General features: G+C 71.0%; 18 protein-coding genes. 5 read left to right on the top strand and 13 right to left on the bottom strand.

Going from position 1 to position 21,591, the window contains the following annotated elements; genetic code table 11:
• Positions 1–6: 6 nt before the first annotated feature.
• The 3 genes from ACZ52R_RS07210 to ACZ52R_RS07220 form a co-directional block, all read right to left on the bottom strand.
• Positions 7–729: an ABC transporter permease gene (locus tag ACZ52R_RS07210; RefSeq protein ID WP_465616857.1), complete on the bottom strand. Its 723-nt coding sequence runs from the start codon at positions 727–729 to the stop codon at positions 7–9.
• The gene (locus ACZ52R_RS07215; RefSeq protein ID WP_465616855.1) at positions 726–1,721 is read right to left on the bottom strand and encodes an ABC transporter ATP-binding protein; all 996 of its coding nucleotides are present in this window, start codon (positions 1,719–1,721) and stop codon (positions 726–728) included. The genes ACZ52R_RS07210 and ACZ52R_RS07215 overlap by 4 nt, the downstream gene beginning before the upstream one ends.
• 187 nt (positions 1,722–1,908) lie before the next feature.
• Positions 1,909–4,062, bottom strand: a complete 2,154-nt coding sequence (locus ACZ52R_RS07220; protein ID WP_465753046.1) for a S9 family peptidase — start codon at positions 4,060–4,062, stop codon at positions 1,909–1,911.
• Positions 4,063–4,374: 312 nt separating this feature from the next.
• Here ACZ52R_RS07220 and ACZ52R_RS07225 point away from each other — a divergent pair, with 312 nt between their 5' ends.
• The 5 genes from ACZ52R_RS07225 to ACZ52R_RS07245 all read left to right on the top strand — a co-directional run bounded on the left by ACZ52R_RS07225 (position 4,375) and on the right by ACZ52R_RS07245 (position 10,363).
• On the top strand, positions 4,375–4,569 hold the full coding sequence (locus ACZ52R_RS07225) for a DUF2304 family protein (protein ID WP_360499936.1): 195 nt from the start codon (positions 4,375–4,377) through the stop codon (positions 4,567–4,569).
• A gap of 31 nt (positions 4,570–4,600) precedes the next feature.
• The gene (mshB, locus tag ACZ52R_RS07230) at positions 4,601–5,506 is read left to right on the top strand and encodes an N-acetyl-1-D-myo-inositol-2-amino-2-deoxy-alpha-D-glucopyranoside deacetylase (protein ID WP_465753048.1); all 906 of its coding nucleotides are present in this window, start codon (positions 4,601–4,603) and stop codon (positions 5,504–5,506) included.
• Positions 5,506–5,964: a DUF6113 family protein gene (locus tag ACZ52R_RS07235; RefSeq protein ID WP_465753050.1), complete on the top strand. Its 459-nt coding sequence runs from the start codon at positions 5,506–5,508 to the stop codon at positions 5,962–5,964. The genes mshB and ACZ52R_RS07235 overlap by 1 nt, the downstream gene beginning before the upstream one ends.
• 243 nt (positions 5,965–6,207) lie before the next feature.
• On the top strand, positions 6,208–8,523 hold the full coding sequence (locus tag ACZ52R_RS07240) for a peptidoglycan binding domain-containing protein (RefSeq protein ID WP_465753052.1): 2,316 nt from the start codon (positions 6,208–6,210) through the stop codon (positions 8,521–8,523).
• 121 nt (positions 8,524–8,644) lie between these two features.
• Positions 8,645–10,363: an ABC transporter family substrate-binding protein gene (locus ACZ52R_RS07245; protein ID WP_465753055.1), complete on the top strand. Its 1,719-nt coding sequence runs from the start codon at positions 8,645–8,647 to the stop codon at positions 10,361–10,363.
• Between the two features lie 22 nt (positions 10,364–10,385).
• Here the strand turns inward: ACZ52R_RS07245 and ACZ52R_RS07250 are convergent, their stop codons facing one another.
• The 10 genes from ACZ52R_RS07250 to ACZ52R_RS07295 all read right to left on the bottom strand — a co-directional run bounded on the left by ACZ52R_RS07250 (position 10,386) and on the right by ACZ52R_RS07295 (position 21,556).
• Entirely contained in the window at positions 10,386–11,435 is a 1,050-nt protein-coding gene (locus tag ACZ52R_RS07250) for an ABC transporter ATP-binding protein (protein WP_465616843.1), read from the bottom strand.
• Between the two features lie 163 nt (positions 11,436–11,598).
• The gene (locus ACZ52R_RS07255; protein WP_465616903.1) at positions 11,599–12,684 is read right to left on the bottom strand and encodes an ABC transporter ATP-binding protein; all 1,086 of its coding nucleotides are present in this window, start codon (positions 12,682–12,684) and stop codon (positions 11,599–11,601) included.
• Between the two features lie 25 nt (positions 12,685–12,709).
• Positions 12,710–13,762 (bottom strand): ABC transporter ATP-binding protein, encoded by a 1,053-nt coding sequence (locus ACZ52R_RS07260; protein WP_360499924.1) that lies wholly within the window; start codon positions 13,760–13,762, stop codon positions 12,710–12,712.
• A gap of 16 nt (positions 13,763–13,778) precedes the next feature.
• Positions 13,779–14,693: an ABC transporter permease gene (locus ACZ52R_RS07265; RefSeq protein ID WP_360500082.1), complete on the bottom strand. Its 915-nt coding sequence runs from the start codon at positions 14,691–14,693 to the stop codon at positions 13,779–13,781.
• A gap of 76 nt (positions 14,694–14,769) precedes the next feature.
• Positions 14,770–15,696 (bottom strand): ABC transporter permease, encoded by a 927-nt coding sequence (locus tag ACZ52R_RS07270; protein WP_465753057.1) that lies wholly within the window; start codon positions 15,694–15,696, stop codon positions 14,770–14,772.
• Positions 15,697–15,806: 110 nt separating this feature from the next.
• A complete protein-coding gene (locus ACZ52R_RS07275) occupies positions 15,807–17,429 on the bottom strand; it encodes a peptide ABC transporter substrate-binding protein (RefSeq protein WP_465661278.1) in 1,623 nt (540 codons plus the stop codon).
• Positions 17,430–17,614: 185 nt separating this feature from the next.
• Complete coding sequence (locus tag ACZ52R_RS07280; protein WP_465616837.1) at positions 17,615–18,631, bottom strand: ABC transporter ATP-binding protein; 1,017 nt, start codon at positions 18,629–18,631, stop codon at positions 17,615–17,617.
• Entirely contained in the window at positions 18,624–19,673 is a 1,050-nt protein-coding gene (locus ACZ52R_RS07285; protein WP_360499917.1) for an ABC transporter ATP-binding protein, read from the bottom strand. Before ACZ52R_RS07285 ends, ACZ52R_RS07280 begins: the two co-directional genes overlap by 8 nt.
• A 19-nt stretch (positions 19,674–19,692) precedes the next feature.
• The gene (locus tag ACZ52R_RS07290) at positions 19,693–20,637 is read right to left on the bottom strand and encodes an ABC transporter permease (protein WP_465616835.1); all 945 of its coding nucleotides are present in this window, start codon (positions 20,635–20,637) and stop codon (positions 19,693–19,695) included.
• On the bottom strand, positions 20,630–21,556 hold the full coding sequence (locus tag ACZ52R_RS07295) for an ABC transporter permease (RefSeq protein WP_465616833.1): 927 nt from the start codon (positions 21,554–21,556) through the stop codon (positions 20,630–20,632). Before ACZ52R_RS07295 ends, ACZ52R_RS07290 begins: the two co-directional genes overlap by 8 nt.
• Between the last annotated feature and the right edge of the window lie 35 nt (positions 21,557–21,591).

Below are 21,591 nucleotides of genomic sequence, written 5' to 3' on the forward strand. Positions count from 1 at the left end.
CGATCATCATGCCTGGCGGGTGTCGCGGCGGTACAGGGCCGCCGCGGCGACGACGAACACCACGAGGAAGCCGGCCAGCCCGGCGACCGCGACGGTGTCCAGGGACTGCCCCGGCCGGGTGAAGGTGGCCAGGTGGTTGTACAGGTACACCGGGTTGAACCGGGCGAACTTCTCCAGCGAGCCGCTCACCGGGAACCAGGTGCCGCCGAGCAGCGCCATCGCCATGTAGGTGATCATCACGACCGGCTGCACCGCGTCCGGCGCCGCCGCGTACCCGAGCGCAACACCGAGCGCCGCGAAGACGAAGCTGCCCAGCCACAGCGCGGCGCCCAGCCCGATCCACTGCGGCACGGTGAGCGAGACGCCCTGGGCGACGCCGACCGCGAAGACCACCAGGATCGCCGGCAGCGTGGTCACCGAGCTCGCGGCGATCTTTCCGACGGTGTACGCCCGGCCGGGCAGGGCGGTCAGCCGCAGCTGGCGGGTCCAGCCGCTCTTGCGCTCCAGCGAGATCCGCTGCGCGCTGCCGGTCAGCACCGCGCCGACCGCGCCGAAGGTGGCCATCGAGACCATGAAGTAGGTCTTCACCGGCAGCCCGCCGGCCTGGTTGGCGGCGCCGTAGGCGTGGATGAAGAAGATGTACATCAGCGCCGGGTAGACGACGGTGAAGAACAGGTACCGCCGGTTGCGGAGGGTCCGCAGGATCTCCAGCTTGATCAGGGTGGTCATCGCACGGTCTCCTTCTCGGCGTCGTGAGCGGCGTCGTGAGCGGCGTCGCCGGCGGTGTCGTTGGCCGCGTCCTCGCGGTCCAGCTCGCCGGTGATGGTCAGGAAGGCCTGCTCCAGGCCCACGCCGGTGACCTCCAGCCCGCGCGGGTACAGGCCCGCCCGGTAGAGCCCGGCGACGCTCGCGTCGGCGTCCGCGGTGCGGATCCGCACCGTCCGCACCCCGGGGATCCGGGCGGTGACGTCCAGCGCCCGCACCCCCGGCAGGGCGCGCAGCAGGCCTTCGTCGAACTGCCCGTCGCCGTCGTGGAGTTCGAAGGCGATCCGGCGGGCGCCGGCCCGCGCCTTGATCTCCGCGGAGCTGCCGTCGGCGATCAGCCGGCCCCGGTGCAGCACCAGGACGCGGTCGGCGATCGAGTCGGCCTCCTCCAGGTAGTGGGTAGCGAACAGCACCGTGCGTCCGGCGTCGGCCTGCGCCCGCATGCTCGCCCAGAACGACTGCCGGACGCTGACGTCCATGCCGGTGGTGGGCTCGTCCAGCACGATCAGGTCGTTGTCGCCCGCGATCGCCAGGGCGAAGCGGACCCGCTGCTCCTGGCCTCCGGACAGCTTGTCGACCCGGCGCTCCGCCAGTTCCGTGACCCCCGCGTCGGCCAGCACCCCCGCGACCGACCGACCGCGGGGGTGTACGTCGCAGGCGAGCTGGACCAGCTCGCGCACCTTGACGTCGGACATCAGCCCGCCGCTCTGCAGCATCGCGCCGACCCGGCCGGTCTCGATCGCCGCCCGTGGGGTGCCGCCGAAGAGCGTCACGCTGCCCTGGTCGGGCTCGCGCAGTCCCAGCAGCAGGTCCAGGCTGGTGGACTTCCCGGCGCCGTTCGGGCCGAGCAGGGCGACGGTCTCGCCCGGCCGCAGCACGAGGTCCAGTCCGTCCACGGCGCGTACTCGCCCGTAGCTCTTGCGCACGCCGCGGAAGGCGGCCACCTCGGTGTCCATCGCCCGGCTCCTCTTCCCTGATGGTGTCGCGTCCGGTGCTGTTCGCACCACCTCAGAGTCCCGCGCGGGCGGGTGCCGGCGGCAGTGTCCGCCGTCGTGCCTTCGGCATGACGGATGTCATGCCGGCGGCCGGTACCCCCGTCAGGGGCACCGGCCGCGGAAAGGGCAGGTCAGGGGCTTTCTCGGCTCACGCCCCCAGCGCGCGCTTCACGAAGTCGACCTGGAGCAGCAGCAGGTTCTCCGCGACCTCCTCCTGCGGGGTCATGTGCGTGACGCCGGACAGCGGCAGCACGGTGTGCGGGCGCCCGGCGGCGAGCAGCGCCGAGGAGAGCCGCAGGGTGTGCGCGGCCACCACGTTGTCGTCGGCCAGCCCGTGGATGATCATCAGCGGGCACTCCAGCCCGGCCGCGTACCCGCTCAGCGAGTTGGCGGCGTACACCTCGGGCCGCTCGGCCGGGTCGCCCAGGTAGCGCTCGGTGTAGTGGGTGTCGTACAGCTCCCAGTCGGTCACCGGGGCGCCGGACACCGCCGCGTGGAAGACGTCCGGGCGGCGCAGTACGGCGAGCGCGGAGAGGTAACCGCCGTACGACCAGCCGCGGATGGCGACCCGGCCGAGGTCCAGCGGGAACTCCTCGGCGAGCGCCTGCAGCGCCTCCACCTGGTCGTCCAGGGTGGCCCCGGCGAAGTCGGAGGCGATCGCCTTCTCCCAGGCCGGCCCGCGCCCGGGGGTGCCGCGCCCGTCGGCGACGACCACCGCGAAGCCCTGGTCGGCGAACCACTGCGAGTTGAGGTGCGGGTTGTGCGCCTGGACAACGCGCTGGCCGTGCGGTCCGCCGTACGGGTCCATCAGGACGGGCAGCAGGCCGTCGCGCTCGCGGTCGTAGCCGGTGGGCAGGAAGACGGCGGCCGGGATGCGGCGCTCGCCGGCGAAGCGGAAGACCGGGCGGGCGGTGATGACCGGGGTCTCGGCGTAGGAGGCGATGGTGGCGACGTCGTCGACCACCACGCCCTCGGGCAGGTCGCGGGCGACCTGGACCAGGGTGCCGGGCAGGTCCGGCTCGGCGGTGGCCCGCACGGTGATCCCGCCACCGTGCACGGCGCTGGTGACGGAGGTGAACGGCCGCCCGTTGGAGGACTCCCAGCCGAGCCGCTTGCCGTCGTGGCTGATCCGGCCGACGGCGATCCAGCCGGGCTCGGGGTCGGCCTCGGTGGCGCCACCGGAGGCGGTGAAGATCACCTCGTCCTCGGTGACCGCGACGACCGACCGCAGGTGCAGGTCGGCCCCGGTGACGGCCTGGTCGCCGACCACCAGCGCCCGGACCCCTCCCTCGTCGGAGATCCGCACCAGCTTGCCGTCCGGGGTCCACGCCGGGACGCCCCGGAACAGCTCCAGCCAGGCCTCGTCCTCCTCCTCGTGCAGCACCTCGGTGGTGCCGGTGGCCACGTCCAGGCCGAGGATCCGCTGGCTGCGCTGGTCGCGGGACTGCACCTGCAGCAGCGGCACGCCGCCCTTCGACCAGTGCACGCGGCCGAGGTACGGGAAGGCCGTACGGTCCCAGACCACCTCGGTGCGTCCGCCGTGCAGGTCGAACGCCCAGAGGCCGACCTCGGCGTTGGCGGTGCCGGCCGCCGGGTAGGCGACCTCGGCGGGCTCGCGGTCCGGGTTGGCCGGGTCGGCGATCCACCAGCGGCGCACCGGGCTGTCGTCGGCGCGCTCGACCAGCAGCCGGTCGCCCTCCGGGGACCACCAGAAGCCGCGGTCGCGGTCCATCTCCTCCTGGGCGATGAACTCGGCCTGCCCCCAGGTGACGTTCGGGCCGTCCGGCTCGGCGAGCACCCGGTCGCCGCTGCCGTCGGTCCGGGTCAGCCGCAGCTCGCCGACGGTGTTGGCGTACGCGACGTAGGCGCCGTCCGGGGACGGCCGCGGGTCCAGCAGCGGGCCGCGGGCGGGCAGTTCGGCGGTGGTGCCGGCGGCCAGGTCGGCGGTGAAGAGGCGGCCGGAGAGGGCGAAGGCGGCCAGCCCGCCGGCCGTGTCCAGGGCGTAGCCGACGACACCGGCCGAGCTCTCGCGGCTGCGCTCGCGGCGGGCCTTCTCGGCCGGCGACAGGTCCTCCTCGCCGCCGCCGAGCAGGACCGCCGGGTCGGCGGCGATCCGCTCCTCGCCGGTGGCGGTGTCGAGGGTCCAGAGCAGGTTGGCCCGGTCGCTGCCGGAGCGCGAGCGGAGGAAGACGACCCGCGAGCCGTCCGGTGCGACGGAGAAGGAGCGGGGCGCGCCGACGGTGTAGCGCAGGGTCCGCGCGTACTGCCGGGGGAAGGTGTCCGCAGGGGTGTGGGAGGTCATGGCACCAGACCCTACGACGCCGAACTGCCGCTGCCGGGAGGCTGGTGATCACTCGTTCGGAGCATCGTCGCGAAGTACACCCCAAAGAGGCGGATACCCCCTCCGACCGGCCCATGCGCCCCGTGAGTGCCACGGTGCCCCGGCGCGCGAGGCCTCACTGAATGTAATGCTCCCCTTACTCATCGGGTATGACTTGTCAGGCGAGTGATCGTCGGCCCCGTCCCGGGCCCCGGCCACCCGCAGCCCCAGTCCCGCACCGTCCCATCGCGCCCTCCCCCTGGGTGGCGCGCCCGAGAAGGGGTGTGAGCCGACATGGCCATGAACATCTCCGCAGCCGTGCTGATGCTGGTCATCGTGGTGGTCCTGATCCGCCGCTCCGGCCTGAAGCTGGGGCACGCGATCGTCTGCGGGCTCCTCGGCTTCTACCTGGCCTCCAGCTCGATCGCCCCGTCGATCAGCCAGGTCACCAGCAACCTCGCCGGGATGATCAACGGCCTGAAGCTCTGACCCCCGCGAGCCGGTGGTTAGGCTTCCTCCCATGACCGCGACTACCGGCCGCCGACTCCTCCTGGTGCACGCGCACCCCGACGACGAGTCGATCGGCAACGGCGCCACCATGGCCCGGTACGCCGCCGAGGGCGCCCGGGTCACGCTGGTGACCTGCACCCTCGGCGAGGGCGGCGAGGTGATCCCCCCGGAGCTGGCCCACCTGACGGCTGATCGGGACGACACTCTCGGCGCGTACCGGATCGGCGAGCTGACCGAGGCGATGCGCGCCTTGGGCGTCACCGACGCCCGCTTCCTCGGCGGCCCGGGCCGCTACCGCGACTCCGGGATGATGGGCGTGCCCGACAACGACGCGCCCGGCTGCTTCTGGCGCGCGGACGTGGACGAGGCGGCCGGCCACCTGGTCGCGGTGATCCGCGAGGTGCGGCCGCAGGTGCTGGTCACGTACGACGAGAACGGCGGCTACGGGCACCCGGACCACATCCAGGCGCACCGGGTCGCGATGCGCGCGTACGAGCTGGCCGCCGACCCGGCGTACCGCCCCGAACTGGGCCCGGCCTGGCGGATCGCCAAGGTGTACTGGAACCGGATGCCCCGTTCGGTGATCGAGGCCGGGCTCGCGGAGACCGCCGCGAAGGCGTCCTTCCCGGGCGTGTCCCAGCCGTCCGACGTCCCCGGCGTGGTCGCCGACGAGGCGGTCACCACGGCGCTGGACGGCGCCGCGTACGCCGGGCTCAAGGCGGCGGCGATGGCCGCGCACGCCACCCAGATCACCGTGGACGGCGCCTTCTTCGCGCTCTCCAACAACCTCGGCCAGCCCCTGCTCGCCACCGAGTACTACCAGTTGGTGCACGGCCAGGCCGGGCCCGGCGATCCGGAGGACGACCTGTTCGCGGGCCTCGACGACGACCCCGCGAGCGCCGGGGAGGACATGTGATGAGCAAGCCCGCCGCCCGGCCGCCGCGCCGCTCGATCCCGGCGACCGTCCTCGGCACCCGCGACGAGCGGCTGGTCGAGCCTCAACCCCCGCGCGCCGCCCGGATCGCGGCCTATGTCCTGTTCTTCCTGCTGGGCATCGCGGTGTCGATCTGCGGATCCTTTGTGCAGGCCCTGTGGCCGCCCGTGGGAGTCCTCCTCGCCCTCGCCGCGACCGCCGCCACCTTCTACGGCGGCCTGCGGATCACCGGTACCCGGCTCGGCGCGGGCGCGCCCGCGGCCGGCTGGTTCCTGGCGATGCTGCTGCTGATCGTGCCCCGGCCGGAGGGCGACAACGTCCTTTGGTCCAACGCCACCTCGCTGGCCTGGCTGTTCGCCGGCTCGGTGCTGGGCGTGATCTGCGCCACCCTGCCCACCCGCACCAGCTGGTTCCCCGGGGTGCCCGGCCCGCCGCGCTGACCCCGGACGAGCGCGGCGTACCGGACCGCGTACGACGCGCAGTCAGGAGTACCCGGCCTTACTCTCATACCGGAGGAACCGGACGTATCAGGATCTGTCCGAAGCCGTTCACCGCTCAGTTCTTCCCAGTATGGTGGTCCCGCAGAACGCCGTACCCGACCGCCGCCCGCCCCAGCCGGGCCCGGCGACCACGAACCGCGGTCGCGCCACACGGCCCGCCCGCGAACCCGGAGCAGAGCAGCATTGAGCAGCCGCGAATCTGACAACGCCCACCCGACGCCTCGGCGCACGGGCCCGGACGCCTACCCGTCGGGCACCCCGCCCTACGGCACGCCGGGGCTTCCCGGCGGCGACCGGGCCGCGGCCGGTGCCGGCCAGGGCACCGCGGACGGCGGCGAGGACGACGGCCCGAAGACCGAGACCACCCTGACCACCCGGGTCCGGATCAACATCCCCGGCTCGCGTCCGATCCCGCCGGTCGTCGTCCGCAGCACCGTCAAGAACGAGGACGCCCCCGCCGAGGAGGCCCCGGCCGCCGCCCCCGAGCAGGGCGGCCCGCGCCACCGCTCCGCGCCGGCCTCGCCCGTCCTCGGCGTGATGGAGGGCGGCGCCGGTACGGCCACCCCGCCGAACCTGCCGCCGGAGTGGCAGATCCCGCCGATCCCGCCGGCGACCTCGGAGTCCGAGTCCACCGGCGCGTGGTTCCGGCCGCGCCAGAAGAAGGCGTCGGCCGCCGAGCCCGCCCCGGCCGCCGTGCCGGCCGGTGCCCCGAGCGCGCCGGAGGCCGCGGCCGCCGAGCCCCGGCCGCAGGGCGCCCGCCCGGCCGGGGGCGCCGCCGCCCGCGCCAACGGCGCCCCGAAGGGCCGTCCGGTGCCCGCCCAGGGCAAGGCGTCGAACCCCGCCTCCGCCGCGCCGTACCGCCCCGAGGCCCCGGCGGAGGAGCCCGGCATCTACGACGTCGCGGATCCCTTCGCGCCCGTCGCCGATCCGTTCGCCCCGGCCCCCGGTCCCGACGCCGGCACGCGCGGCCCGCGCGGCGGCCACCCCCAGCAGAACCGTCCCCCGCAGAACGGGGCGCGACAGAACGGCGCCCGGCAGAACGGCCCCCGCCAGGGCGGCCCGCAGAACGGCTTCCAGTCGAACGGCCGCCCGACCGGTCCGCTCCCGCAGGGTGCGCCGGTCGCCGAGCCGAGCCCGGAGGACACCTCCGTCGACGGCTTCCAGCCGATCCGCGAGAACACCCCGCCGCCCGCCGGCATATCCGGCCCGCCCCGCAACGGCGCCCCGCGCGGTGCCGACGGCCGTTCGCAGCCGGGCCTGTTCGCCTCGGCGCCGACCGGCACCGACCCGTTCGCCACCCAGCGCCCGGCCGCCCCCGGCCAGGACGGCCCCGCCGCCCCGGTGGGCCCCGGTGGGCTCTTCCCGGGCACGCCCGGCGCGGGCCCGCAGCCCGGCCGCGACCCCGAGGTCACCGAGGTCACCCCGCTGCCGGCCCCGGGCGCCGGCCCTCGGCCCGAGGCCGCCCAGGGCGCTCCCTCGCCCACCCCGGCACCGTCCCCGGCTCCCGGCAAGGCCCAGTCCGCTGCCGCACCCGCCAAGGCCAAGCGCGGCGCCGGCAAGAAGCTGGTCAAGCTGGGCGTCTACGGCATCGCCGGCGTGCTGTTCCTCGGCGCCGCCGCGTACGGCACCGGCCTGATGCTCAACCAGTCCGACGTCCCCAAGGGCACCGTGGTGCTCGGCACCGACATCGGCGGCAACAGCCGTGACCAGGCGATCCACTCGCTGGACGAGTCGGTCGGCAAGGCCGGCCAGCAGCCGCTCAAGCTGAAGGTCGGCGACCAGGCCGTGGACCTCGACCCGACGGTCGCCGGGCTGAGCTTCGACACCACCGCCACCGTCGACGACCTGGCGCAGCACAGCTACAGCCCGGTCGACGTCATCAAGTCGCTCCAGGGCGGCAGCAAGGCCGTCGCGCCGGAGGTCAAGGTCGACCGGGCCAAGCTCAAGGCCGCCCTCGACTCACTGGCGGCCGGCTCGGGCCAGGGCCTGCAGGAGGGCTACGTCAAGTTCGGCGACAACGGCGAGCCGGTCGTCGTCCCCGGCCGGGCCGGCCAGGCGGTCGACTCGGCGAGTGCCCTGGACGTGGTCGAGCAGGCCTACCGCGACCGCGCGGCCGGCAAGCCCGACCAGCCGATCGCCCTCGCCGTCACGGCCGCCCAGCCCAAGGTCTCCACCCAGGCCCTGCAGGCCGCCGCCGACAGCCTCGGCAAGCAGGTGGCCAGCGGCAAGGTGCACGTCCTGGCCGGCACCAAGCCCTGGGACTTCGGTGCGAAGACCGCCTCCAAGGCGCTCACGCTCGTCCCGGACGCCTCCGGCAAGATCGTGCCCAAGTGGGACCTCGACGCGCTCACCGCCCAGCTGGGCGGTGTGTTCGACAAGATGAAGTTCAAGAAGAACGGCCAGCTCGTCGCGATCACCCCGCAGGACGTCGCGGACGGCATCGCCTCGGTCTTCGACAAGACCGGCGACAAGGACCGCACCTTCAAGTTCCCCGTCTGACGTCCTGGCCTCCCGTCGGGGGGCGGGCCCGCATCCGGTCCCGCCCCTCGACAACTCCCCCTTCCGGTCAGCAAGATGTGACGCCACACCTTCCGCCACATCCACCTCGGGGAGCACGCCGATGGCCCGCCGCCTCCAGCACCACGGGACGGCTCTGCTCGCCGGCCTCGCCGCCCTCACCCTCTCGCTCACGCTCTGCTCCTGCGCCTCCGGCCAGGGCGGCGACGGCGCCGACGTACTGCCGTCCGCCCCCGCCACACCCAAGCTCACCTCGGTCGACATCAACCCCCACGACCGCGGCCAGCTGCGCCAGGGCGGCACCCTGAACCTGGCGATCGCCCAGTTCTCCCACCAGTGGTCGCCGATCCACAACGACGGCAGCGAGTCCTCGACCATCGCCGTCACCAAGCCGCTGCTGCCGACCTTCTTCCGCTCGGACGCCGCCGGCACCCAGACCGTCAACCCGGCCTACCTGCAGGAGGCCCACGCCGAGCTCAGGGACGGCCGGCAGGTGGTCACCTGGACGCTCAACCCGAAGGCCCACTGGTCCGACGGCACCCCGATCACCTGGCGCGACATCGAGGCCAACTGGCGGGCCCTGAACGGCAAGGACCCGGCCTACAAGCCGTCCAGCAGCACCGGCTTCGAGCTGGTCTCCTCGGTCGAGCGCGGCAAGGACGACTTCCAGGCCGTGATGACCTTCGACCGGCCGTTCTCGGAGTGGCAGTCGATGTTCAACGGCGCCGGCAACGCCCCGCTGCTGCCGGCCGGCCGGATCTCCACCCCGGAGCTGTTCAACACCGCCTACCTGGACGCGATCCCGGTCACCGCCGGCCCGTTCAAGGTCGAGCAGCTCGACCGCGCCGCGCAGACCGTCACCCTGGTCGCCGACCCGGCGTGGTGGGGCGACAAGCCGATGCTGGACCGGATCGTCTTCCACGCGATGCTCCCCGACGAGATGGCCGCCGCCTTCGCCAAGGGCCGACTCGACCTCGTCAACAACGGCCCGGACGTGGCCGGTTACCAGACCATCAGGAACACCAAGGGCGCCGTCGTACGCCGGGCCGGCGGCCCGGACTTCCGCCAGATCACCCTGAACGCCCGCAGCACCGCGCTGAGCGACGCGACCGTACGCCAGGCCGTGTTCCAGGCGATCAACCGGGACGCCGTCATCCGCTCCGACCTCAACGGCCTGGACTGGCCCGCCGTCCCGCTCAACAACCACCTGCTGGTCGCCAACCAGAACGGCTACCGCGACAACTCGCTGGGCCTGGCCCGCTACGACCCCGCCGAGGCCGCCCGCAAGCTGGACTCGGCCGGCTGGAAGCTCGACGGCGACGTGCGCAAGAAGGACGGCCGCGAGCTGAACCTGCGGATGGTCATCCCGGTCGGCGTCACCCAGGCCCAGAACGAGGCCGCCACTACCACCAAGATGCTCAAGGACGTCGGGATCAAGGTCAGCACGGTGACCGCCCCCGTCAACGAGTTCTTCGACAAGTACATCAACCGCAGCGACTTCGACCTCACCGCCTACTCGCTGCTCGGCACCCCCTTCCCGGCCAGCGGCAACCGCGCCAACTTCGTCCAGAACGGCGGCACCAACCACGTCGGCGCAGGCAGCCCGGCGGTCGACGCCGCGCTCGACCGGGCCGCCGCGGCGGCCGACGCGGCCACCACCTCCGAAGCCATCAACCAGGCCGACGGCGAACTCTGGAAGGTGGCCGGGGTCCTGCCGCTCTACCAGCGCCCGCAGCTGTACGGCGCCCGCGCCGACCTCGCAAACATCGGCGCGCAGGGCCTGTCCGACATCGTCTGGGAGAACGTCGGCTTCGTGAAGTAGCCGCGGTGGCCGCCGGGCGGGCTCAGCCGTGCAGCGTCTCGCGCCAGTAGTGGCAGGCGCTGCGGCGGCCCGCCAGCTCCTCCCCGTGCTCGCCCGCCACCGGCACCAGCAGCGGGAGTTCGCTCCGACATCGGTCCTGCGCCCGGTCGCAGCGGGGGTTGAAGGCGCAGCCCTCCGGGATCCGCAGCAGGTTGGGCGGCAGGCCCTTGATGGCGTGCAGGTCCTGGCCCTTCTGGTCCAGGCGCGGGATGGAGTCCAGCAGGCCCCGGGTGTACGGGTGGGCCGGGCGCGCGTACAGCTCGTGCACCGGGGCGGTCTCCACGATCCGGCCCGCGTACATCACCGCGATCTTGTCCGCGACGTCGGCGACCACGCCCAGGTCGTGGGTGATCAGGATCAGGCCCATGTGGAACTCGGTCTGCAGCTCGGCCAGCAGGTCCATCACCTGGGCCTGGACGGTCACGTCCAGGGCCGTGGTGGGCTCGTCGGCGATGATCAGGTCCGGCTCCAGGGCCAGCGCCATCGCGATCATGATGCGCTGGCGCATACCGCCGGAGAACTGGTGCGGGAAGTCGCCGACGCGCTGCCGGGCGGCCGGGATGCGCACCCGCTCCATCAGCTCGACGGCCTTCTCCCGGGCCTCCTTGCGAGTGACGCCGTGGTGCGTCCGGAACATCTCGCCCAGCTGGTACCCCACGCTGAGCACGGGGTTGAGCGCGGACAGCGCGTCCTGGAAGATCATCGCGATCCGCCGGCCCCGCACGGCCCGCCGGGCGTTGGCACTCATGGTCAGCAGGTCCTCGCCGCGGAACAGGACCCGCCCCGAGGTGATCCGCCCCGGCGGCATGTCCAGGATGCCCATGACGGCCTGCGCCGTCACCGACTTGCCGGAGCCGGACTCCCCCAGCACCGCCAGCGTCTCGCCGGCCGACACCGCGTAGCTCACCCCGTTGACGGCCTTGGCGACGCCGTCCCGGGTGTGGAACTCCACGTGCAGATCCTCGACCTCCAGCAACGGGGTCCCTGGCTCCAGGCCCTCCCGTCCGCCGCCGATCACCTCCACCGCGTCCATGTGGGCAGCCCTCCTCCGCGCAGCAGCGAGCATCGATAGGCGCAGAGCAACTATCAAGGACCGGGCCGCACTTGGCGAGCCTGCGGCAGATCTCTTTTCCATCACGGGACGGACGGCCAAGGGCGCGCCCCCGACACGAGGACGCGCCCTTGGGGCGAAACCTTCAGTCGGCGCCCTGCCCGTTCTCGCGCTCCGCGGCGCTCTGCTCACTTTCGCGCTCCGCAGCGAAGTGACACGCCGAGTCGTGGGACGCCGCCCCGGCCAGCCAGGACGGCGCGACGAGCAGCGGCACCTCGACCTCGCACCGCTGCTGCGCCTTCCAGCAGCGGGTGCGGAAGCGGCAGCCCGACGGCGGGTTGGCCGGCGAGGGCACGTCCCCGGTGAGGACGATCCGGTCCCGGGACTCGCGCGCCGTCGGGTCCGGTACGGGCACCGCGGAGAGCAGCGCCTGGGTGTACGGGTGGGTGGCGTGGTCGTAGATCTCCGCGTCGCTGCCGATCTCGACCATCCGCCCGAGGTACATCACGCCGACCCGGTCGGAGATGTGCCGGACGATGGAGAGGTCGTGCGCGATGAACATGTACGACAGGTTGAACTCGCCCTGCAGCTGCTCCAGCAGGTTGATCACCTGCGCCTGGACGGACACGTCCAGGGCGGAGACCGGCTCGTCGCAGATGATGATCTCGGGCTTGAGCGCGAGACCGCGGGCGATGCCGATGCGCTGGCGCTGGCCGCCGGAGAACTGGTGCGGGTACCGGTTGATGTACTCCGGGTTGAGCCCGACCACATCCAGCAGGTCCTGGACGGCCTTGCGGCGGTCGCCCCTGGGCGCCACCTCGGGGTGGATCTCGAACGGCTCACCGATGATGTCGCCGACCGTCATGCGCGGGTTCAGCGAGGTGTACGGGTCCTGGAACACCATCTGGATGTTCCGGCGGACGGCCTTCAGCGCCGCGCCGGACAGCCGGGAGATCTCCTCCCCCTTGTACCGGACCGAGCCCGCAGTGGCCGGCTCCAGGTTCATCAGCACCTTGGCCAGCGTGGACTTCCCGCAGCCGGACTCGCCGACGATACCGAGCGTCTCACCCTGCATCAGGTCGAAGCTGACCCCGTCGACCGCCTTGACGGCGCCGACCTGTTTCCTGAACAGGACACCCTGGGTCAGCGGGAAGTACTTGACCAGGTCCCGGATTTCGAGGATCGGCTCGCCGCGCGGCACCTCCTGGGTGAAGGCGACCTCCTCCGGCATCGCCGCGCCCAGTGCGCTGGCCCCGTTAGCGGTCATGGAGGGTCTCCTTCCAGAAGAAGCAGGCGCTGCCGCGCCCCTCCAGCGGTGTCCCGTCGTCCTCGGTGACGGGGAACAGCTCCGGCACCTGGGCCCGGCAGATGTCCTGCGCGCGCGGGCAGCGCGGATTGAAGGCGCAGCCCGTGGGGATCCGCAGCAGGTTGGGCGGCAGGCCCTTGATGGCGTAGAGCTCCTGGCCCTTCTGGTCCAGCCGTGGGATGGAGTCCAGCAGGCCCCGGGTGTACGGGTGCGCGGGGCGCGCGTACAGGTCGTGGACCGGGGCCGTCTCGACGATGCGGCCGGCGTACATCACGGCGATCTTGTCCGCGACGTCGGCGACCACGCCCAGGTCGTGGGTGATCAGGATCAGACCCATGTGGAACTCGGCCTGGAGCTCGGCCAGCAGGTCCATCACCTGGGCCTGCACGGTGACGTCCAGGGCGGTGGTGGGCTCGTCCGCGATGATCAGGTCCGGCTCCAGCGCCAGCGCCATCGCGATCATGATGCGCTGGCGCATACCGCCCGAGAACTGGTGCGGGTAATCGTTCACCCGGTCCTTGGCTGCCGGGATGCGCACCCGGTCCATCAGCTCGACGGCCTTGTCCTTCGCCTCCTTGCGGGAGACGCCCCGGTGGGCCCGGAACATCTCGCCGAGCTGGAAGCCCACCGACAGCACCGGGTTCAGGGAGGACAGCGCGTCCTGGAAGATCATCGCGATCCGCCCACCGCGGATCCTGCGCCGCTCCTCCTTGCTCATCTTCAGCATGTCCTGGCCCCGGAAGCGGATCTCGCCGCGCGGGATCCGGGCGGGCGGCATGTCCAGGATGCCCATGATCGCCTGCGCGGTCACCGACTTGCCGGAGCCCGACTCGCCCAGCACGGCCAGCGTCTCGCCGGCCGAGACGGAGTAGTTGACCCCGTTCACGGCCCTGGCGACGCCGTCCCTGGTGACGAACTCGACGTGCAGGTCCCGCACGTCGAGCAGCGGCCCCTCGTACGGGGTCCCGCGCTCGCGCTCGGTGGTCTGCGCCGCTGTACCCACGGTGTGCTCCCCTCGCTCAGCGAAGCTTCGGATCGAGGGCGTCGCGCACCGCGTCGCCCATCATGATGAAGGCCAGCACGGTGATGGACAGTGCCGCGGCCGGGAAGAACATCACGTACGGCGCGGTCCGGATCACCTTCTGGGCGGAGGAGATGTCGATGCCCCAGGAGATGGTCGGTTCCTGCAGGCCGATGCCGAGGAAGCTCAGCGTCGCCTCGGTCGCGATGTAGCCGCCGAGCGCGATGGTCGCCACCACGATCACCGGCGCGACCGCGTTCGGCAGGATGTGCCGGAGCATCAGCCGCCCGGTCCCGGCCCCGAGCGCCCGGCCCGCCACCACGTAGTCGGACTGCTTGACGGTCAGCACCGCGCCGCGCATGACGCGGGCGATCTGGGTCCAGCCGAGGACGACCAGCGCGAACACCACGGCCCAGACCGTACGGCTGGCGAACCCGTTCAACAGGACCAGGGCGCCGAGCAGCAGCGGGATGCCGAAGAAGATGTCGATGATCCGGGAGATCACCGCGTCGACGGCTCCGCCGAAGTACCCGGCGACCATGCCGGTCAGCCCGCCGAGCAGGGTGACCCCGGCGGTCACGACGATGCCGACGGTGATCGAGGCGCGGGCGCCGTAGATCACCCGGGCGTAGATGGACCGCCCCTGGGCGTCGTAGCCGAACCAGCCGGCGCCGAAGAAGTCCGTCCAGTCGGGCCGCTTGAGGTAGTCGTGCACCAGGTCGGCCTTGCGCGGGTTGGCGTCGGTGAAGGCCCACGGGAAGATCGCCATGAGCACCAGCAGGACGATCAGCAGCACCGAGATCAGGAAGATCGGCCGCCGCCGCAGGTCCCGCCAGGCGTCGCCCCAGAGGCTGCGGGCCTCCTCCCGCTTCTCCGCGTCGGGTTCGATCAGGGTTTCCTGTTCGACCGCCATGCCCTGCTCCCCCGCGTAGTCGAGGTGCGAGACGCCCGGCTTCGGATGCGGTTCGTACGAGTCCTCGTCGTGGACGTCAGGCATAGCGGATCCTCGGGTCCAGGACCGCGTAGAGCAGGTCGACGAGCAGGCTGGCGATCAGGTAGATGATCACCAGCACGGTCACGATGCCGACCACGGTCGGACCTTCCTTCTGGTTGATCGCCCGGTACAGGACGTTGCCGATGCCCTGCACGTTGAAGATGCCCTCGGTGACGATCGCACCGCCCATCAGCGCGCCGAGGTCGGTGCCCAGGAAGGTGACCACGGGGATCAGCGAGTTGCGCAGCAGATGGCGGGTGATGATGGTCCGCCGGGGCAGGCCCTTGGCGGTCGCGGTGCGGATGTAGTCGGCCCGCAGGTTCTCGCCGATGGAGGTCCGGGTGAGCCGGGCGACGAACGCGAGCGAGAGCGAGGCCAGGACGACCGCCGGCAGGACCAGCTGGGTGAGGTCGTAGCTGTCCTGCACCGTCGGCGTGACCCAGCCCAGGTTGGTGGCGAACACCGTCTGGGCGATGTAGGCGAGCACGAAGACCGGGATCGAGATCACCACCAGGGTCAGGACCAGCACCAGGGTGTCCGCGATGCTGCCGCGCTTCAGCCCGGAGACCACGCCGAAGGAGAGGCCCACGACGATCTCGAAGACGAAGGCCAGCAGTGCCAGCCGGATGGTGACCGGGAAGGCGTCCGCCATGATGTCGGCGACCGGGCGGCCGGTGAAGCTGGTGCCGAAGTCCCCCTGGAAGAGGTTCCCCATGTAGTGCAGGTACTGCTTCCAGACCGGCTGGTCCAGGTAGTACGTGTGCTTGATGCTCGCGACCACGGACGGGTCGGCGGCCTTCTCGCCGAACAGCGCCACCACCGGGTCGCCCGGCAGCGTGTAGACCATCACGAAGATCAGGAACGTGGTGCCGAAGAACACCGGAATCATCTGCAGCACCCGCCGCAGCACGTAACTGCCCATCCGGGCCTCCTTCCTAGGTGCCCGACCGGGGGGCCGGTCGGCCGGGAGACCGGGCCCCGCCCTCCGTGCGGGGAGGGCGGGGCCGGCGCGAGGGGATCAGGGCCGGGGCGTCAGCCCTTGACCTCGACCTGCGTCCAGGCCGGGTTGCCGAAGGAGTCGAACTTCACGTTCTGCACCTTGGTCGAGTAGCCCGAGTTGGTGCGGTAGTACCAGAGGGGGATGGTCGGCATGCCGGACGCGAGCACGGCCTCGGCCTGCTGGTAACCGGTCGTCGAGTCGCTGACGCTCGGGGCCTCGTCGGCCTGGGTGGACAGCTGGTCGAACTGGGGGTTGCTGTAGCCGGTGTCGTTGGAGGCGGCACCGGTGCGGTACACGTCGGCCAGGAAGTTGGCGTTCAGGGGGTAGTCCTGGACCCAGCCGGTGCGGAACGCGCCGTCGAGCTGGTGCGAGGTGATGGCCTGGCGGGCGGTCTTGAAGTCCGGCTTCGGGTCGCCGAGGCAGTCGACGCCGGTGTTCTGCCGGATCGAGTTGCAGACCGCGTCGACCCACTCCTTGTGGCCGCCGTCCGCGTTGTAGGTGATCAGCACCTTGTTGCCGGGGACGCCGCCGCCCTGCTGGATCAGCTGCTTGGCCTTGGCGACGTCGAAGTTGCAGAAGTCCCCGCAGGTTCCGGCCTTGTAGCCCTGGACGCCCTCGGCGACCCAGGCGCTGGCCGGCACCCGGGAGCCCTGCAACACGGTCTTGGTGATGGTCGCGCGGTCGATGGCCATCGACAGGCCCTGACGCACCTGGGCCTTCTCGGGCGCGGCCCAGTCGGCCTGGTAGAGCGTGAAGCCGATGTTCTGGATGGCACCCTGCGGGGAGTCCACCGCCCGGTCGCCGAGGTCGCTCTTGTACGTCGCCAGCGCGGACGGCGGGACCTGGTCCATCACGTCGAGGTTGTTGGACTGCAGGTCGGCGTAGGCGGCCTCGGACGTGGTGTACATCTTGAAGACGATGCCGCCGTTCTTCGGCTTGTCCACGCCCTTGTAGCCCGGGTAGGACTTGGTGACCACCTGGGTGTTGTGCGCCCAGCTGACGAACTGGTACGGGCCGTTGCCCACCGGCTTCTGCCCGTACCCGGCCGGGTCGTTGAAGAAGGCGTCCGGCAGCGGCGAGAAGGCGATGTAGCCGAGCTTGTACTCGAAGTACGAGACCTTGTGGTTCAGCTTGATGGTGAAGTGCAGGTTGTCCGTGACGGTCAGCCCGGACATCTTGGCCGCGGTCGGACTGCCGGTGGCCGGGTGGACGTCCTGGTAGCCCTCGATGTCCGAGAACCAGGAGCTGTTGATCTGGTTGTTCGCCGGGCTGGCGGCCCAGTTCCAGGCGTCGACGAAGTTCTTGGCCTGCACGGGGGTGCCGTCGTGGAACGTCCAGCCGTCGTTCAGCGTGACGGTGAAGGTCTGGGAGTCGCTGGTGTCGATCGCGCTCGCGACCTGCATGCGGAGCTGGGCGTTGCTGGGGTTGTAGTCGACCAGCCCCTTGAAGAGGTTCTGGATGATGCGACCGCCGCCGACCTCGTTCGCGTTGGCGGGCTGCAGCGGGTTCTGCGGCTCGTTGCTCTGGTAACTGAACGTCTTGCTGGTGTCCGACGAGCTGCCGCTGCCTCCGCCGCCGCTGCTGCACCCGGTGGCCACCAGGGCCACGGACGTCGCAACGGCGAGGACCCAACGAGCGCGGGCGGCTACGGGCATGGAGGTCCCTCCTCATGGTGTGTGTCGCATCACACCCCATGAGAAGCGCGCCCCGGCGACGGCGCGAGTCGGGTACACCCGGACGGGTGCCGTGACCCCCTGCGGAGTTGACGCGGCGCCGGATCCACAGCATGACGGAAGGGCCCGTGGCGGGAAGCCACGGGCCCTTCCGGGGAGAGCGGGGGTCAGGCCGCGGCCTGCTCCCGGACCTCGGGGAAGTGGCAGGCCGTGTCGTGCGCGGCCGCGCCCTTCAGCACCGAGGGCACCGCGAGCAGCGGGATCTCCTCGGCGCAGCGGTCCTCCGCCTTCCAGCAGCGGGTGCGGAAGCGGCAGCCGGACGGCGGGTTGGCCGGCGAGGGGATGTCACCGGTCAGGATGATCCGGTCGCGGGCCTCGCGCGCCGTCGGGTCCGGCACCGGAACCGCGGAGAGCAGCGCCTGGGTGTACGGGTGGGTGGCGTTCTCGTAGATCTGCTCGTCGGTGCCGATCTCGACCATCTTGCCCAGGTACATCACGCCGACGCGGTCGGAGATGTGCCGGACGATGGAGAGGTCGTGCGCGATGAACATGTAGGAGAGCCCGAACTCGCCCTGCAGCTGCTCCAGCAGGTTGATCACCTGCGCCTGGACGGACACGTCCAGGGCGGAGACCGGCTCGTCGCAGATGATGATCTCGGGCTTGAGCGCGAGACCGCGGGCGATGCCGATGCGCTGGCGCTGGCCGCCGGAGAACTGGTGCGGGTACCGGTTGATGTACTCCGGGTTCAGACCCACGACGTCCAGCAGGTCCTGGACGGCCTTGCGGCGGTCACCCTTGGGCGCCACCTCGGGGTGGATCTCGAACGGCTCACCGATGATGTCGCCGACCGTCATGCGCGGGTTGAGCGAGGTGTACGGGTCCTGGAAGACCATCTGGATGTTCCGGCGGACGGCCTTCAGCGCCGAGCCGGACAGCGTGGAGATGTCCTCACCCTTGAACAGCACCTGGCCGGAGGTGGCCCGCTCCAGGTTCATCAGCACCTTGGCCAGCGTGGACTTGCCACAGCCGGACTCGCCGACGATGCCGAGCGTCTCACCCTTCTCCAGGTCGAAGGAGATGCCGTCGACCGCCTTGACGGCGCCGACCTGCTTCTTGAGCAGGATGCCCTGGGTCAGCGGGTAGTGCTTGACCAGGTCCTTGACCTCCAGGATCTTCTCAGCCATGGAGGGTCTCCTTCCAGAGGTGGCACGCGCTGCGGCGGCCGGTGAGCTCCTTGCCGTCCTTGTCCGTCACGTGGTGCAGCGCCGGGATCTCGGTGCGGCACAGGTCGGTGGCGACATCGCAGCGGGGGTTGAACGCGCAGCCGGCCGGGACCTTCAGCAGGTTCGGGGGCAGGCCCTTGATCGCGTACAGCTCCTGGCCCTTCTGGTCCAGGCGCGGGATGGAGCGGAGCAGGCCCTTGGTGTACGGGTGCGCGGGGTTCGCGTACAGCTCGTGCACCGGGGCGGTCTCCACGATCCGGCCCGCGTACATCACGGCGATCTTGTCCGCGACGTCGGCGACCACGCCGAGGTCGTGGGTGATCAGGATCAGACCCATGTTGTACTCGGCCTGCAGCTCGGCGAGCAGGTCCATCACCTGGGCCTGGACGGTCACGTCCAGGGCGGTGGTGGGCTCGTCGGCGATGATCAGGTCGGGCTGCAGGGAGAGCGCCATCGCGATCATGATGCGCTGGCGCATACCACCGGAGAACTGGTGCGGGTAGTCGTTCACCCGCTGCCGGGCGGCGGGGATGCGCACCCGGTCCATCAGCTCGATGGCCTTCTCCTTCGCCTCCTTCTTGGAGGCGCCCTGGTGCACCCGGTACATCTCGCCGAGCTGGTAGCCGACGCTGAGCACGGGGTTGAGGGCGGAGAGCGCGTCCTGGAAGATCATCGCGATCTTCTGGCCGCGGATCTTCCGGCGTCCCTCGTTGCTCATCTTGAGCATGTCCTGGCCGCGGAACAGGATCTCGCCCTGGGTCACCTTGCCCGGGGGCATGTCCAGGATGCCCATGATGGTCTGCGCCGTCACGGACTTGCCGGAGCCGGACTCACCGAGCACGGCGAGCGTCTCGCCCGCCGCGACGGAGTAGTTGACCCCGTTCACGGCCTTGGCGATCCCGTCCCGGGTGTGGAACTCCACGTGGAGGTCCTTGACCTCCAGGAGCGGGGTTCCGACTTCGAGACGATCGTTCTTCTGGTTGTTCTCGATCACGGTGGTCATCGGGTCGTCACCTCTTCTCTCAGCGGAGCTTCGGGTCGAGGGCGTCGCGCACCGCGTCGCCGAGCATGATGAAGGCCAGCACCGTGATGCTGAGCATTCCGGCGGGGAAGAACAGCGCGAACGGCGCCGTCCGGATCACCTTCTGGGCCGAGTTGATGTCGATACCCCAGGAGATGGTCGGGTCCTGCAGACCGATACCGAGGAAGCTCAGCGTCGCCTCGGTGGCGATGTAGCCGCCGAGCGCGATGGTGGCGACGACGATCACCGGGGCGATCGCGTTCGGCAGGATGTGCTTGAGCAGGATCCGGCTGGTGCCGGCGCCGAGCGCCTTGGCCGCGGTCACGAAGTCGGCCTGCTTGACCGTGATGACCGAGCCGCGCATCACGCGGGTCATCTGGGTCCACCCCAGGGCGACCAGGGCGAAGACGACGCTCCAGATGGTGCGCGAGGTGAAGGCGTTCAGGATCACCAGGGCACCGAGCAGCAGCGGGATACCGAAGAAGATGTCGGTGATCCGGGAGATGATCGTGTCGATCCAGCCGCCGAAGTAGCCGGCGAGCATGCCGGTGATGCCACCGAAGATGGTCACACCCGCGGTGACGGTGATGCCGACCACGACCGAGGCGCGGGCGCCGTAGATGACGCGGGCGTAGAGGCTGCGTCCCTGGAGGTCGTAACCGAACCAGTCGGCCTGGAAGAAGTGGCTGTAGTTCGGCTTCGTCAGGTAGTGGTTGCGCAGGTCGCCGGCGCGCGGGTCCACCGAGGTGAACAGACCCGGCGCGATCGCGATGACGATCAGCAGCAGGATCAACAGCGCGGAGATCACGAAGATCGGCTTGCGGCGCAGGTCGTGCCAGGCGTCCGAGCCGAGGCTGCGGGGCTTCTCCGGCTTCGGCGCGGGGGTGTCCGCGGTGCGCTGGGCCGGGATGTTGTCCCCGGCGGTCTTCTCGGTCAGGTCAGGCATAACGGATCCTCGGGTCCAGGACCGCGTAAAGCAGGTCGACGATCAGGCCGGCGGCCAGGTACACGAGCACCAGGAAGGCGACGAAACCGGAGACGGTCGCGCCCTCCTTCATGTTGATGGCGTGGTAGAGCGCGTTGCCGACACCCTTCACGTTGAAGATGCCTTCGGTGACGATCGCACCGCCCATCAGGGAGCCGAGGTCGGTACCGAGGAAGGTGACCACCGGGATCATCGAGTTGCGCAGCAGGTGGGTGCCGATGACCTTCCGGCGCGGCAGGCCCTTGGCCACCGCGGTGCGGACGTAGTCGGCCTTGGTGTTCTCGGCTATGGAGGTACGGGTGAGACGCGCGACGTAGGCCAGCGACAGCGAGCCGAGGACGAAGGCCGGCAGCACCAGCTGGGTGATGTCGTTCGAGTCCTGGACCGTCGGGGTGACCCACTTGAGGTTGTTCGCGAAGACCGTCTGGAAGATGAAGCCCAGCACGGGGACCGGGATCGAGATCAGCAGCAGCGTCATGACCAACGCGCCCTTGTCGAACGCCTTGCCGCGACGCAGACCGGCGAACAGTCCGATGCCGATGCCGAGCACGATCTCGATGCCGAACGCGAACAGCGCCAGCCGGATCGTGACAGGCAGCGCCTCGGTGATCTTGTCGAGCACCGGTCGGCCGTCCAGAGAGGTACCGAAGTCGCCGGTGAACAGCTTCCCCATGTAGGAGAAGTACTGCTGCAGCAGCGGCTGGTCGAGTCCCTGCTGGTGCTTCAGGGCGGCGAGCTGCACCGGGTCCGGCGCCTTGTCGCCCCACAACGCTGCCACCGGATCACCGGGCAGCAAGTGCACCATGAAAAAGATGAGTGCGGTCGTTCCGAGGAACACCGGAATCATCTGGAGCAGTCGCCTCGCGACAAAGCGCCCCATCGTGCCTCCATGTATGACTCTGCCGGGCCCGTCAA

This window comes from Kitasatospora sp. NPDC034023, from assembly GCF_055575795.1.